The sequence below is a fragment of the Mycobacterium shunyiense genome (assembly GCF_058270035.1).
Window position 1 is genome coordinate 244,706 of the sequence record NZ_JBZDPT010000044.1, and the last position, 14,242, is coordinate 258,947.

At 66.6% G+C, this 14,242-nt stretch carries 15 protein-coding genes; 5 read left to right on the forward strand and 10 right to left on the reverse strand.

Annotated elements, in window-relative coordinates:
* Positions 1-4: 4 nt before the first annotated feature.
* Complete coding sequence (locus tag AC4ELS_RS26045) at positions 5-799, reverse strand: (2Z,6E)-farnesyl diphosphate synthase (protein ID WP_064887596.1); 795 nt, start codon at positions 797-799, stop codon at positions 5-7.
* Between the two features lie 56 nt (positions 800-855).
* On the opposite strand from AC4ELS_RS26045, the gene trhA reads away from it, so the two are divergent.
* Positions 856-1,599 carry a PAQR family membrane homeostasis protein TrhA gene (gene trhA, locus AC4ELS_RS26050; RefSeq protein ID WP_064887594.1) on the forward strand — a complete coding sequence of 248 codons (744 nt, stop codon included), beginning with the start codon at positions 856-858 and terminating at the stop codon, positions 1,597-1,599.
* A gap of 53 nt (positions 1,600-1,652) precedes the next feature.
* Here trhA and AC4ELS_RS26055 read toward each other — a convergent pair whose 3' ends face one another.
* From AC4ELS_RS26055 to mca, 4 genes are read right to left on the reverse strand one after another with little or no spacing between them, the layout of a single operon-like run.
* Positions 1,653-2,027 carry a nuclear transport factor 2 family protein gene (locus AC4ELS_RS26055; protein ID WP_064887592.1) on the reverse strand — a complete coding sequence of 125 codons (375 nt, stop codon included), beginning with the start codon at positions 2,025-2,027 and terminating at the stop codon, positions 1,653-1,655.
* 10 nt (positions 2,028-2,037) lie between these two features.
* Complete coding sequence (locus AC4ELS_RS26060) at positions 2,038-4,077, reverse strand: thioredoxin domain-containing protein (RefSeq protein WP_499049900.1); 2,040 nt, start codon at positions 4,075-4,077, stop codon at positions 2,038-2,040.
* Positions 4,037-4,342: a hypothetical protein gene (locus tag AC4ELS_RS26065; protein WP_064960097.1), complete on the reverse strand. Its 306-nt coding sequence runs from the start codon at positions 4,340-4,342 to the stop codon at positions 4,037-4,039. Before AC4ELS_RS26065 ends, AC4ELS_RS26060 begins: the two co-directional genes overlap by 41 nt.
* Positions 4,339-5,205 carry a mycothiol conjugate amidase Mca gene (gene mca, locus AC4ELS_RS26070; RefSeq protein ID WP_064960096.1) on the reverse strand — a complete coding sequence of 289 codons (867 nt, stop codon included), beginning with the start codon at positions 5,203-5,205 and terminating at the stop codon, positions 4,339-4,341. The genes AC4ELS_RS26065 and mca overlap by 4 nt, the downstream gene beginning before the upstream one ends.
* A gap of 111 nt (positions 5,206-5,316) precedes the next feature.
* Between mca and AC4ELS_RS26075 the strand changes: the two genes are divergently transcribed.
* The 3 genes from AC4ELS_RS26075 (at position 5,317) to AC4ELS_RS26085 (ending at position 7,183) form a co-directional block, all read left to right on the forward strand.
* Positions 5,317-5,739, forward strand: a complete 423-nt coding sequence (locus AC4ELS_RS26075; RefSeq protein WP_064887585.1) for a DUF4307 domain-containing protein — start codon at positions 5,317-5,319, stop codon at positions 5,737-5,739.
* A 242-nt stretch (positions 5,740-5,981) separates the two neighbouring features.
* Positions 5,982-6,476 (forward strand): transcription elongation factor GreA, encoded by a 495-nt coding sequence (greA, locus tag AC4ELS_RS26080; RefSeq protein WP_055116762.1) that lies wholly within the window; start codon positions 5,982-5,984, stop codon positions 6,474-6,476.
* 35 nt (positions 6,477-6,511) lie between these two features.
* Positions 6,512-7,183, forward strand: a complete 672-nt coding sequence (locus tag AC4ELS_RS26085) for a GOLPH3/VPS74 family protein (RefSeq protein ID WP_499049903.1) — start codon at positions 6,512-6,514, stop codon at positions 7,181-7,183.
* 8 nt (positions 7,184-7,191) lie between these two features.
* Here AC4ELS_RS26085 and AC4ELS_RS26090 read toward each other — a convergent pair whose 3' ends face one another.
* The 5 genes from AC4ELS_RS26090 to AC4ELS_RS26110 all read right to left on the reverse strand — a co-directional run bounded on the left by AC4ELS_RS26090 (position 7,192) and on the right by AC4ELS_RS26110 (position 13,036).
* Positions 7,192-8,349, reverse strand: a complete 1,158-nt coding sequence (locus AC4ELS_RS26090; RefSeq protein WP_064887581.1) for a cystathionine gamma-synthase — start codon at positions 8,347-8,349, stop codon at positions 7,192-7,194.
* A gap of 12 nt (positions 8,350-8,361) precedes the next feature.
* The gene (locus AC4ELS_RS26095; RefSeq protein WP_499049906.1) at positions 8,362-9,102 is read right to left on the reverse strand and encodes an Rv1078 family RDD domain-containing protein; all 741 of its coding nucleotides are present in this window, start codon (positions 9,100-9,102) and stop codon (positions 8,362-8,364) included.
* Between the two features lie 85 nt (positions 9,103-9,187).
* Complete coding sequence (locus AC4ELS_RS26100) at positions 9,188-10,306, reverse strand: DUF2189 domain-containing protein (protein ID WP_499049909.1); 1,119 nt, start codon at positions 10,304-10,306, stop codon at positions 9,188-9,190.
* Positions 10,307-10,574: 268 nt separating this feature from the next.
* Positions 10,575-11,969: a cystathionine beta-synthase gene (locus AC4ELS_RS26105; protein WP_064960092.1), complete on the reverse strand. Its 1,395-nt coding sequence runs from the start codon at positions 11,967-11,969 to the stop codon at positions 10,575-10,577.
* 29 nt (positions 11,970-11,998) lie between these two features.
* On the reverse strand, positions 11,999-13,036 hold the full coding sequence (locus AC4ELS_RS26110; RefSeq protein WP_064887607.1) for an alpha/beta hydrolase: 1,038 nt from the start codon (positions 13,034-13,036) through the stop codon (positions 11,999-12,001).
* 219 nt (positions 13,037-13,255) lie between these two features.
* Between AC4ELS_RS26110 and AC4ELS_RS26115 the strand changes: the two genes are divergently transcribed.
* Positions 13,256-14,203: an SGNH/GDSL hydrolase family protein gene (locus AC4ELS_RS26115; protein WP_448442248.1), complete on the forward strand. Its 948-nt coding sequence runs from the start codon at positions 13,256-13,258 to the stop codon at positions 14,201-14,203.
* Positions 14,204-14,242: the final 39 nt, after the last annotated feature.

Sequence of the window (14,242 nt, forward strand, 5' to 3'; positions counted from 1 at the left end):
GGCACTACTTGCCGAATCTGCGGTGGCGGGCGGTGTAATCGCGCAGGGCTCGCAGGAAGTCGACGCGCCGGAAGGCCGGCCAATACGCCTCGGTGAACCACATCTCCGAATATGCGCTCTGCCACAACAGGAATCCGCTGAGCCGTTGCTCACCTGAGGTGCGGATGACGAGGTCCGGGTCGGGTTGGCCCGATGTGTAGAGGTTCTCCGAGATGCCCTCGACGGTGACAGCTTCGACGAGTTGCTCGGCGGTGGCTCCATTGGCCAGTTCCTTCGACAGCAGCGAGCGCACGGCGTCGACGATCTCCTGGCGGCCGCCGTAGGCGACGGCGACGTTCACATGGAATGAACCGGGCGCGTTCGATGCCGTGCTTTCTACGGCCTCGCGCAGTCGCCGGGCCGGCTCCTCCCCCAACAACTCCAGGTCACCGACGGTACGCACCGTCCAGGTGTTCGTCGGGGCGCAGATCTCCTCGACCACATCGGTGATGATCTCGAGCAGGGCCGACAGCTCTTCCGGATCGCGCTGCAGATTCTCGGTCGAGAGCAGATAGACCGTCGTCATCTCGATGCCTGCGGCCTGACACCAGCGCAGCATCTCGGCGATCTTGGCGGCTCCCATCCGGTAGCCGATGCTGACATCGTCGTAACCTGCGTCACGCGCCCAGCGGCGATTCCCGTCACACAGCACCGCGATATGGCGTGGCAGTTCGGATCTGGACTGCGCCAGTTCCTGACGCAACCGCATCTCGTAGAGCCGATAGGCCGGTTCCTTGAGCCGCGGGGGAATGATGTCCACGAGAGTCCAGACTACTGTGAGCGTCGGGGTACACCACGGTTCTCAATGGAGGTGACATGACTGCGCCGACGGGTAGCACCAAGCCCTACCGCTCTGCGGCCGCGCTGAACCGGCCGGCTGAAGATCTTCCGGAAGCGGTCGCCGAAGGCGTCGCCCAGTTCCTCGGTAGGCCGCGCGCACGGGGCTGGATCCATGTGTATTCGGCGGTCATCGCGTTCATCGCCGGGGCGGCCCTGGTTTCGGTGTCGTGGTCGCTGGAGTCCACCCGCGCAGGTCTGGCCACGCTGCTCTACACGTTCACGATCGTGGCGATGTTCGCCGTGAGCGGTACGTATCACCGGGTGACGTGGAAGTCGCCGAACGCGCGCAAATGGATGAAGCGCGCCGACCACTCGATGATCTTCATCTTCATCGCGGGCAGCTACACCCCGTTCGCATTGCTGGCCCTGCCCGAATCCAAAGGCATGGTGCTGTTCTGGATCGTCTGGGGTGGGGCGATCGCCGGCGTGCTGCTCAAGATGTTCTGGCCGTCGGCACCACGCTGGCTGGGCGTGCCGCTCTACATCCTGTTGGGCTGGGTCGCGGCCTGGTTCATCGGGCCGATCATGAACGGTGCCGGCGTGGCCGCGGTGGTGCTGCTGATCGTCGGCGGCGCGCTGTACAGCATCGGCGGCGTGCTCTACGCGCTCAAGTGGCCCAACCCATGGCCGACGACATTCGGCCATCACGAGTTCTTCCACGCCTGCACGGCGGTAGCGGCGATCTGCCACTACATCGCCATGTGGTTCGCCGTCTTCTGAGCCCACGAAAAAGCCCCGCACCACCGAAGCGGTGCGGGGCTCCGCAGACACTGCTAAAGCTGCGTGATGTCAGCCGCCGACCAGTAGGCCTTCATGCCGGTGATCTTGCCCTCGGCGTCGAACGTCATGACCTCCATGGGCTCGATACGCATCGCCCCGCCGACGACGATCGCGAACAGGAAGGCCGCCTCGTGTCCGCCGGGACGGAACTTGAGCAGCTCGGTCGTGATCTCGGCTCCCGCCGCGGTCAGGTTCTTGTAGAAGCCCTCGATCGCCTGACGACCGATGTGCACTTCACCGCTGCCCACCGGATCCTCCAGCGTCGCGTCATCGGTGTACAGCGCGGCGACCTCGGCAGCGGACCCGCCCGCAACGGTGTCGAGATAGCGCTTGACGAAGGACTCCAGGGCTGCAGCATCGTGGCTCATGGCCGCGAGGCTACACGGCGCCACTTCCGCCGTCCGGCGGTTGACCGCCCAGCGAGACAGCCAGAGCTTCGACCGTGGTGACGGGCAGGTCGCAGACCGTCCCACGGCACACGTACGCGGCGTCGGCGCCGTCCACCCGGTCGCGTCCTCGAAGCAACGGCGACGAGTCGGCGGTCCCTGGGGCACCGCCGACCACCAGCGCCCCACCGGGCGCCAACCGGCGCGCAGCGTACAACAGCGGCGACGACGGATCCCCGGCCACCGCGATCTGGATCGGTCCGCGTACCTGGGCTTCGGCCACAGCCAGCCAGTGCCCGCCGGAGCGGGCCGCGCGGGCCAGGATCGGCGTGGCCGAAGACAAAGTCGCTTGCGCCGCATCGACATAGCGCTGCGAGCCGGTCAGGTATCCCGCCGCCTGCAGGGCCTCGGCGATCAGCGACGCGCCCGACGGTGTCGCGCCGTCGATCGGGTCGGCGGGACGCACCATCAGCTGCTCGGCGTCGTCGGCGGTGTCGAACCAGCGGCCCGGCTGATCGGGGTCGGCGAAATGTTCGAGTGCGACATCCAGGAGCCGCACTGCCTCGTCCAGTCCGAATCCCGTGAGTTGGTGCAGGGTCAGCAATGCGGTGGCCAGCGCCGCGTGATCCTCCAGGATCGCCGCACTCTCCCCGACGACACCCCCAAGACTGGCCCGGCGCAACCGGCCGTTCACCACGTGCAGATCCAGCAGCCGGCGCGCACATTCGACTGCCGTAGAAAGCAATTCCGGGCTTTCGAGCGCCACCGAGGCTTCGGCCAGCGCGGTGATGGCCAGGCCGTTCCAGGCGGTCACCACCTTGTCGTCGCGGGCCGGCTGAGGACGCGACGCGCGGGCCGCCAACAGCGTCGTGCGCACCGACTCGAAGCGGGCAGTTTCGTCCGGATCGCGGTGCAGTTGCAGCACCGAGGCGCCGTGTTCAAAGGTGCCACGCTCGGTGACCCCGAAAAGTGAAGCCGCCCAAGCTCCGTCGTCCTCACCGAGGACGGAGCGCAGTTCGGCCGGCGTCCACACGTAGGTCAGCCCTTCGCGGCCACCGGCGTCGGCGTCGAGCGAGGAGGTGAACATGGCACCGGCACCCAGATACGCGATGAGGAACCCAGCTGTCTCGGCAGTCACCCTGCGCGCCAACGGATCATCGGTCCGCCGGGCCAGATGCGCATAGGCCCGCAACAGCAGCGCATTGTCGTACAGCATCTTCTCGAAGTGCGGCACCACCCAGTGCGGGTCGACACTGTAGCGGGCGAATCCTCCGGCCAGCTGGTCGTAGATGCCACCGCGGGCCATCGCCGCGCACGTGCGCTCGACAGCCGACAACGCCGCCACCGACCCCGTGCGTTCGTGGTGGCGCAGCAGCCCTTCCAACAAGGCCGAGGGCGGGAACTTGGGCGCACCGCCAAAGCCGCCGTGAGACACGTCCTCGTCATTCAGCACGGCCGCCACCGCGTGATCGCACAACTCGGGCCCCACCGGCGCCCCGCCGCCGGGCAACCCGGCCGACATCGAGCGCAGCTCGGTGGCGATCTGATCGGAGGCGCGCTCGACCTCGTCGCGCCGGTCCCGCCAGGTTTCGGCGACGGCGTCCAACAGCTGCAGAAATCCGAGCTTCGGGTAGTAGGTGCCGCAGAAGAACGGCCGACCATCCGGGGTGAGGAAGCAGGTCATGGGCCAGCCGCCCTGCCCGGTCAGGGCGACGGTGGCGTTCATGTAGACCGCGTCCAGGTCGGGACGTTCTTCGCGGTCGACCTTGATGCAGACGAACCCGTCGTTCGCGGCCGCTGCGACCTCTACATCTTCGAACGACTCATGCGCCATCACATGGCACCAATGGCAGGCCGCGTATCCGATGGACAGCAGGATGGGGACGTCCCGGGAGGCCGCTTCTGCGAGCGCCTCGGGCGTCCATTCTCGCCAGTGCACCGGGTTGTCGGCGTGCTGGCGAAGGTACGGGCTGGTGGACCCGCCGAGCGTGTTACCCGCTACCCGGCTCACGGGGCTGACTCTGGTGGTCATCGGCGATGTTCTCGACCGGGTCGCCGTCACCGGCACCGTCGGCAGTGCCCTCGTCGGCGGCCTGGTCGGGTTCGGGGTGTTCCCGGTCGAAGGACTCGGGCAGCTTGCGCAGGTGGCGGTTCATCGACCAGACCAGCGCGAAGGTGCCGATCAGCAGCGCGACCGTGACGAGCAAGCCGAGCGGAGTTGCCTTACCGAACTCCGGCCCGGTATTTCGCGGCTCGTCGGCGAGCAGTGTGATCACTGCGGTCAAAGTGTCGATCATTTCTCAATCCCGGTGAACAGGTCGTCTTCCGGCAGATTCACCGGGACACGCGACCGAGCCAACTCGAACTCCTCAGTCGGCCAGAGCCGCTGCTGCCACTCGATCGGCGCATGGAAGAAATCGCCTTTCGGGTCGATCTGGGTCGCGTGCGCGCGCAGCGCGTCGTCGCGCTGACTGAAGTACTCCGAGCATTCAACACGGGTGGTGACCCGGTTGGCGAACGGGTCGTGGTCCGGGTCCCAGTGTTCCAGCCATTTGCCGAAGGGGCCCTGCCGACCGTACTTGGCGAACTCGTCCTGCAGCAGCTGCATGCGCTCACGCAGGAAGCCGTGGTTGTAGTACAGCTTCGAGACGTTCCACGGGGCCCCGGCATCGGGGTATAGCCGATAGTCGGCGGCCGCCTCGTAGGCCGCCACCGAGACCTCGTGGCACCGGATGTGGTCGGGGTGGGGGTAGCCGCCGTTCTCGTCGTAGGTGGTCAGCACGTGCGGCTGGAACTCGCGGATCACCCGGACCAGGCGGCTGACCGGCTCGGCAAGCGGCACACGCGCGAAACAGCCGTCCGGAAGCGGCGGCAACGGATCGCCCTCGGGCAGACCCGAGTCGACGAATCCCAGCCAGTGGTGCTCGACGCCGAGGATCTCGGCGGCCTTGGCCATCTCGTCACGGCGCACCTCGCTGATCCGGCCGTGCACCTCGGGCAGGTCCATCGCCGGATTGAGTATGTCTCCGCGCTCGCCGCCGGTGAGCGTCACGACCATGACGCGCACACCTTCGGCCGCATAGCGCGCGGTGGTAGCCGCACCCTTGCTGGACTCGTCATCCGGGTGGGCATGCACCGCCATCAACCGCAGTTCACTCATTTCGCTTTCATCTAACTACGGCGTCCTCTTACCTAATCCCTGTACCCAAACCTTCAGCCCGGTCCCTGGGCTGCGGTGACGGTTTCGTCTGGCCCTATAGTTCCAGTTCTGATGATCGAACGCCCCGCCGCCCGCTACGGATCCCGCCAATTGTCCCGCCGGACCCGGCGATGGATCACGTTCGCGCTGGTCGGCGTGGTGGTGGTGGCCGGTGTGATCCTGGCGGTCGTGGCCTTCCAGCGGTTGGGCACCGGCGAGGTGAAAGGCGAGCTCTCTGCCTACGAGCTGATCGACAACCAGACTGTGTCCGTGACGATCGGGGTGACCCGGCCTGATCCGTCGACGCCGGTGGTGTGCATCGTTCGGGCCCGCTCGATCGACGGGAGCGAAACCGGGCGACGCGAAATCCTGGTGGGTCCGTCCGATCAGCGGGTGGTGCAGGTGACGGCCGAAGTGAAATCCAGCCGACCCCCCGTGATCGGCGATGTCTACGGTTGCGGGACGGATGTGCCGTCCTACCTGGTAGCGCCCTGAATTTGACGTTCGCAACAAACGTCGAACAGCCATTACATGAAGATTCGCCGGCTACTCGGTGGTACGATTGTGCGATACACGGTTCCTCGCTGGGGCCGTGTATTGCTGCATTAGCACTCAGTTAGGTGCGTACGTCCGCGGCAATACATGCGCATGCCCCGGCCCGGAAACGACGGACTTCGTACGCGAGGGAAGGCGCAAGAGCGCCGCGAGGGCAAGCAAGACAGAAGGAGCACAAGAACATGACCGATACACAGGTCACCTGGCTCACTCAGGACGCATTCGACCGGTTGAAGGCGGAGCTCGATCAGCTGATCGCCAACCGGCCGGTGATCGCCGCCGAGATCAACGACCGTCGCGAAGAGGGCGACCTGCGCGAGAACGGTGGCTACCACGCCGCCCGCGAGGAGCAGGGCCAGCAGGAGGCCCGCATCCGCCAGCTGCAGGAGCTGCTCAACAACGCCAAGGTCGGTGAGGCGCCCAAGCAGTCGGGTGTCGCGCTGCCCGGTTCGGTCGTCAAGGTGTACTACGACGACGACAAGAAGGACACCGAGACGTTCCTGATCGCCACGCGCCAGGAGGGCATCAGCGACGGCAAGCTCGAGGTGTACTCCCCCAACTCTCCGCTGGGCAGTGCACTGATCGACGCCAAGGTCGGCGAGTCGCGCACCTACACCGTGCCGAACGGCAACACCGTCAAGGTCACGCTGGTCAGCGCCGAGCCCTATCACGACTGACGGGTCGGGGCGGGGCAAGCAGTACAGTCGGGGAAATGGCGCAAATCGCCGAAGACCTGTTCTTGCTATTGCTGGACAACGCAGCCGCGCAGCCCGCACTTGATCGGCATCGCAGGGAGAAAGTACTCAGCGCGGCGGTACTGCTGGATCTGGCGTATGCCTGCCGGATCCGCCCTGCCATGGCGGATGAACCAATCGAGGCCGGCCACCTGGTCGCGCTGGCCGGCGATTGGCCCGCCGATCCGGTCGGTGACCCGGCATTCGAACTTCTGCAGCGCCGGCCGCTTCCGGCCGACACCGCGCTGGCCAAGCTGAGCAGGCACTCCCAGGCCAACCTGGAACAGCATCTCGAACGGATGGGTCTGGTCCGCCGAGTCCGCATGCCCGGTAAAGGCTTCCCGCGTAAGCCCGCGTACTGCTGGCCGTTGACCAGCCGGGAGCGGGTCAGCCAGGCGCGGGCAGCGCTGCTGGCGGCGCTGTTCGACGGGCACAACCCGGTCCCCGCGATCGCCGCGATCATCTGCCTGTTGCATGCGGTCGACGGCCTGGGCGCGATCCTCAGCCTCAACGACCGGGGCTGGCGCTGGGTGCATGCCCGGTCCACCGAAATCGCGACGGGCATCTGGGTGGACGAGACCGCGTCGGCACTGCCGGAGATGAATCTGGCAGTGACGACGTCGGCGTTACGTCCGGCCCTGATGTCCTAACCGCGGCGTTACTTGCCGAGGGCCTGCTCAAGATCGGCCAGCAGATCGGCGGCATGCTCGATACCCACCGACAGCCGCACCAGGTTGTCAGGCACCTCCAGCTGCGAGCCCGCGGTCGACGCATGCGTCATGGCCCCTGGGTACTCGATCAGCGACTCCACGCCGCCGAGCGACTCGGCGAGAATGAAAAGCTCAGTGCGCGAGCACAATTCACGTGCCGCTCGGGGACCACCACGTAGCTGCAGGCTCACCATGCCACCGAAGCCCGACATCTGCCGCGCCGCCACATCGTGGTTGGGGTGGCTGGCCAGGCCTGGGTAGAGCACGGTCTCGACGGCTGGGTGCCCGTCGAGGAATTCGGCTATCAGTGCAGCGTTTTCACTGTGCTGACGCATGCGCAGCACCAGCGTCTTGAGCCCGCGCATGGTCAGGTACGCGTCGAATGGCCCAGGCACCGCACCGGCACCGTTCTGCAGGAATGCGAATGCCGCGTCGAGTTCCTCGTCGTTGGTCAGCAGCGCGCCGCCCACCACATCCGAGTGCCCACCGATGTACTTGGTGGTCGAGTGGAGCACGATGTCGGCCCCGAGCAGCAGCGGCTGCTGCAGCGCAGGCGAGGCAAACGTGTTGTCCACCAACACCTTGACCCCGGAGGACGACGCGAGCTGGACGATTCCGGGGATGTCGGCCACGCTCAACAGCGGGTTGGTGGGTGTCTCGACCCAGATCAGCCGGGTCCGCGGGGTGAGGGCCGAACGCACAGCGTCCAGATCGCTCAGCGGGACCGGGGTGTGGGTGACGTTCCACTGCGAGAACACCTTGTCGATGAGGCGGAACGTGCCGCCGTAGGCATCGTCGGGAATTACCACGTGGTCGCCCGGCCGCAGCACCGCGCGCAGCGCACAGTCCGTGGCGGCCATGCCCGAAGCGAAGGCCCGCCCGTAGGCGGCTTCCTCGACCGCCGCCAGCGCCGCTTCCAGAGCCTGCCGGGTCGGGTTGCCGGTGCGGGCGTATTCGAATCCGCCGCGCAGACCGCCGACGCCGTCCTGGGCGAAGGTCGAGCTGGCGTAGATCGGGGTGTTGACGGCTCCGGTGCCCGGGTCGGGTCGGTAACCGGCGTGGATGGCTTTTGTGGCCAGACCGTGCCACCTGCGCTGTTCACTCATAACGTGACGAGCCTATCGGGGCAGGTACGCGTACGGGTTGGGACCGCCCTGCGGGCCGGGAAACGCCGTCGGAGAAGGAGGTGGAGCAGACACCGGGGCAGGCACACACACCGTCGTGAGCGCCTTGTCGGCGATGGTCTGACGCTTGCCGTCCCACAACGGCATCAGGTAGCCGATGTAGAAGAAGCTGTCGAGGACATGGGCGAGCTGGCGCACCAGCGACATGCCGAAACCGATCGGCTGGCCGGTCTTCTCGCTGACCACCTTGAACTTCATGACCTGCTTCCCGAGGCTCTGCCCGGTCTTGCCCTGGCGGTACCCGAAGTTCCACACCGGAAAGGCCAACGTCACCGCAAAGAGCACGAACATTCCCAGGACCAGGAATGCGACGGCACCGCCGGACGGCTCACCGGATGAATCCGCCGACGACGCGACCGCCGCCGCGATACCCATGAGGACGCCGTATCCCACGAAAAAAATCACCAGGAACGGAATCTGATCGATCACCGAGGCCAGCACCCGGTCCAACCAGGGCGTGTAGGCATTCGGATTCGTCGCCGGCTGGCCGTAGTTCCACTGCGACGAGGGCCCCGGTGCCGGGTAGGGCGACGGGCCGGCCGGCGGATAGCCGGTGGGCCCGGCGCTGTACGGACTGCCCTGCGCCGCACTGGGGTACGGGCTCGGGTACGGATTCATTCCCGGGGTATTGGGGCCGGCGATGTATCCGGGGCCGGGCGGCGGCTGAAATGTCATGCGCAAATGATGTCATGCGCCAAAGCGCCCACGGCGCAGGCATTTCTGCCGTACGCGCCGTGGGCGCTGAGGTCGGTTGTTCTGCCTATGGGGTCAGCGGTGCCACCGGGCCGCCGCTGAGCCGACGCCAGGCGTACACCTCGATGAGGAGGATCAACGGAACCGCCACGATGAGGCCGAGGCCACAGGGAATCGCGCCGATGAAGGCGATGACACCCATCACGAGCGCCGTCAGCAGCACCGTGCCGAAATTGGCCTTCGCGAGGTCGAAGCTCGCCTTGACCGCATCGACGCCGCTGAGATTGCGGTCCACCGCTGCGACCGTGGTGAACAGAAACAGGACGGCGAGGACTATCGAAGCGACGAACGACAACGGAAAGGCCACGAAGGCCCATGCGCCCAGTAGGAATGTGGGAGCAAACAGCACCAGGTTGACCAGGAACGAGATCACACCGACGATCACGGTCGCGAGGATCACGTTGCCGACGTTGCGCGGTTTGAAGAACGAACCGATGGTGACCGGCTGGCCGTTGGCGATGTCGAGCAGACCGGCGGTGTACCCCGCTGCGATCCAGCCGCCGACTACCAAGAGCACGATCGAGCCGATGAACATGACGATGCTGCCCCCGGTCCCGAAGTCGCTCGAGGCCGAGTAGCTGAAGCCATCTTGATAGGACTCGTAGCTACTGGTCGAGTCCGGCGACATCGCATAGGCGATGCCGTAGAAGACGCCGTAGACGGCCCCGGCGATCAAGGCGTACACCACCGTCGGCACGATCAGCTCGGCCGGATGCTTGAGGAACTTGTTCCAGGCCCACGAGAAGGCGTCACCGACGCTGTACGGCGCACCGCCGAATCCGGGTGCGCCCGCGGGCGGGTAGCCAGGGGCCCCGTAACTGGGCGGCGGGTAACCGCCCGGCGATGGGTAACCGCCCGGAGGCGGGTAGCCACCGGGAGGCGGTGGATAGCCGCCACCCTGCGGCGGAGGCGGCGGGTAGCCACCGCTTTGCGGCGGGGGCGGATAGCCACCCTGCTGTGGCGGTGGTGGGGGCGGGTAGCCGCCACCCTGCGGCGGAGGCGGCGGCGGATAGGCACCACCCTGCGGCGGAGGCGGCGGTGCGAAACCGCCGTGCTGGGGCGGAGGCGGATAGCCACCCTCCGGCGGCGGCGGGTAGTTCCCGGGCGGGGGCGGTTGATCGGTCACGTCGAAAGCTCTCCTCATCTCGGATAGCGCTCCGCGGGCGGACGCTACGTTCTGCCAGCACCTATACAGACAGACTGCTCCACAGGCAGATTACGCATCGCCAACGCCCTTTGGCAGAACAACACGAGCGTATTCGCCGGGCACAGTGGGCCGGTTCTCACCGCGGGCAGTGATGCTGTCTGAGTTTGCTAGCCCGAGGCGAACTCACCCTAGCTGAGAAGTCGCTGAAGACAAGGCATTCCACGCGAAGGCGCGCAATTCGCCCTGACTAGTGCCTGCCGCTGCCCTCGGACAGGAACCCGAGCAGATCGTGGCGGGTGATCACACCGACGGGCTTGCCCTCCTCGACGACCATCACCGCGTCGCAGTCCCGCAGCGATTTCGCCGCCGTGGAGACCAACTCTCCCGCGCCGATCAACGGCAACGGCGGGCTCATGTGTTCGGCCACTGCGTCGGCCAGCTTCGCCCGGCCCTCGAACACCGCCGACAGCAGCTCCCGCTCGGACACGCTGCCGGCCACCTCGCCCGCCATCACGGGAGGTTCGGCCCCGACCACCGGCATCTGCGAGACGCCGTATTCGCGCAGGATGCCGATCGCATCGCGCACCGTCTCGGAAGGGTGCGTGTGTACCAGGTCGGGCAGCGCCCCGGATTTGCCGCGAAGGACATCGCCGACCGTCGACTGCTCGATCGAACCGTCGAGCCGGTTGCGGAGGAATCCGTACGACGACATCCACGCGTCGTTGAAAATCTTTGAGAGGTAACCGCGTCCACCGTCGGGCAGCAGCACCACGACAACCGAGTCTGGTCCGGCCGTGCGGGCCACCTCGAGTGCGGCGACGACCGCCATACCGCAGGATCCACCGACCAGCAGCGCCTCTTCGCGGGCCAGCCGCCGGGTCATGTCGAACGAGTCGGCGTCGGAGACGGCGATGATCCCGTCGGGAACCGACGGATCGTAGGCGGACGGCCAGAAGTCCTCACCGACGCCTTCCACCAGATAGGGCCGCCCGGTCCCGCCGGAGTACACCGAGCCCTCCGGATCGGCACCGATCACCTGAACCTTGCCGTCCGACACCTCTTTGAGGTAGCGGCCCGTGCCGGTGATCGTGCCGCCGGTACCGACCCCGGCCACGAAGTGCGTCACGGTGCCGTCGGTATCGGCCCAGATCTCCGGACCGGTCGTCTCGTAGTGGCTCTCCGGCCCCATCGGGTTGGAGTACTGGTCGGGTTTCCAGGCGCCGTCGATCTCCTCGACGAGGCGGTTGGAGACGCTGTAGTAGCTGTCCGGATGATCCGGTGGCACCGCCGTCGGGCACACCACGACCTCGGCGCCATAGGCGCGCAACACATTCTGCTTGTCCTCGCTGACCTTGTCGGGGCAGACGAAGATGCACTTGTAGCCGCGGGTCTGGGCGACTATCGCCAGCCCGACGCCGGTGTTGCCGGACGTGGGTTCGACGATGGTGCCGCCCGGCTTGAGCTCGCCGCTGGCCTCGGCGGCGTCGATCATCTTGGCCGCGATGCGGTCTTTGGAGCTGCCGCCGGGGTTCAGGTACTCGATCTTGGCCAGGACCTTGCCCGAGCCTTCGGGGACAACCGAGTTCAGCTCTACCAGCGGGGTATTGCCGATGAGCTCACTGATGTGCCTGGCGATGCGCATACGTCAATGGTCTCAGGCCCGCGAAACGCTTACCAGGTGGCCTCTCGAATGTATTCGCCGATCTGCCGCAACGAGCGCTTCGCTTCGGACACCATCGGCGACGCGAGCTGGAAAACGTGCATCTGACCGGGCCAGATCCGCAGCTCGACGGGAACCCCGGCAGCGGCCAGCATGTGCGCGGCCTTTCGGGCATCGCTGAGCAGAGCCTCCGAGCCCGATGCGTGGATCAGCGTGCGCGGCAGACCGGGCTCGATGTGGTCGAGGGGTTCGTAGACTTCCTCGCCCTTGCGCCCGGCGGCGCGCTCGATGAGCTCCACGAGCGCGTCGAACGCCTTGGCGGGGAACATCGCGTCGGTGTGGATGTTCGGGTGGTTGGCCCGTGACTCGTTGTCGATCTCGAACAGCGGCGACATGGTCACCAACGCGGCAGGCATCTCGCCCTCGTCGACCAGGCGCTCGGCCAGTGCCAACGACAGGTAGCCGCCCGCCGAGTCGCCGGCCAGGACGATCTGGTCCGGCTCATATCCACGTAGCCGCAGCCACTGATAGGCGTCGTAACAGTCCTCGATCGCGGTGCCCACCGAGTGCTTGGGAACCATCCGGTAATCGACCACGAGCACCGGGCTGTCGGCGTACTCCGACAGCGCCGTGACGATCCCCGAGTGCGTGTTGGCCCCGCAGGCGAGGAACGCACCGCCGTGCAGGTACAGGATGACGCTGCGCTTCCCGTCGGCGGGAAGTACGCCGTCGGCCCGCACCAGCTGCGCGGTGCAGTGGGGCAGCGCGATGGTGGCCTTGATGGTCCCGGGCACCGGCCGGATCAGCCGGGCGGCGAAATTGACCAACCCGAATGGCCACGGCAGATGCGGCACATGGCTACCAATCGCCAAGGTCGGCTTGATTGTCAGCGTGGCCGCCAGCGAAGCCAATCGGCCCGCCAGGCTCGGTCCGTCCTCGACCACCTCGACGGGCGCGCCGTCACTGATCGGGAACCTACGCCCGCGGTGGGCCCTAGCTGGGCTTATGCCAGCATGATGCGACCTGGATACCTTGCTCGGTGCAGTCATCGTCACCACTTCCTACGTCTTTGTAGTGCTAGGTGAGCTTCGTCACTCAGACAACCCGGGTAACTTAGCTTGACATCCGTAAACAGTTCAACAGTCAAATAAACTGAATTGATACCGGACTTGATACAGCACTGTGATCGGCACGCTGCGCCGCCACGCGGACAACCTGTCTCATCCGCCTAAACTGATCTCGTGGGTCCAAGCCGAAGTGCTCCTCACGTGCGCGTCCCGCGCCGGTCGACCATCGCCCTCGCCGCTGCGGCGACGCTGGCTTCTACGGGATCGGCCTATATCGGAGCCCGCAACTTACTGAGCGGGCAGGCCAACCAGGCGCGTCAGGTCATCCCCAAATCCTGGGACATCCCTCCCCGCGCGGACGGCGTGTATCTGCCCGGCGGCGGGCCCGTCGAGAAATGGGAACGCGGAGTCCCCTTCGACCTGCATCTGATGATCTTCGGCGACTCCACCGCCACCGGATACGGCTGCCGGGTGCCCGACGAGGTACCCGGGGTGCTGATCGCCCGCGGCGTGGCGGAGCAATTCGACAAGCGGATTCGCTTGAGCACCAAGGCAATCGTCGGCGCCACCTCGAAGGGGCTGTCCGGTCAGATCGACGCCATGTTCGTCGCGGGCCCACCGCCGGATGCCGCCGTGATCATGATCGGCGCCAACGACATCACCAAACCCAACGGCATCGGTCCGTCGGCCCGCCGGGTCGGCGACGCGGTGCGCCGACTACGCGCGGCCGGAGCCGTCGTCGTGGTCGGCACCTGCCCCGACTTCGGGGTGATCAGCGCGATCCCCCAGCCACTGCGCGCGTTCGCCCGCCGTCAAGGCCTGCGACTGGCCCGCGCCCAGGCCGCTGCGGTACGCGCCGCCGGCGGCGTTCCGGTGCCGTTCTCGGATCTGCTGGCTCCGGAGTTTTACAAGGCCCCTGACCTGCTGTTCTCCGAGGACATGTTCCATCCGTCGGCAGCCGGGTACGCACTGGCCGCCAAGCAGTTGCTGCCGGCAGTGTGCACTGCTCTCGGCGACTGGGACGGCGACGAGGCGCTGGAATCGGGAGCCGCCGACACGAGGACACTGTTGACCCGCCTGGGCGGTGTCAGCAGGCTTTGGCGCCGCTCAACCGGGGTGCCCGCACCCATCGTGGTGCACGCGGGCTAGTTTCAACTGAGTTTTCTAAGCCATTCGATCAGCAGGAGC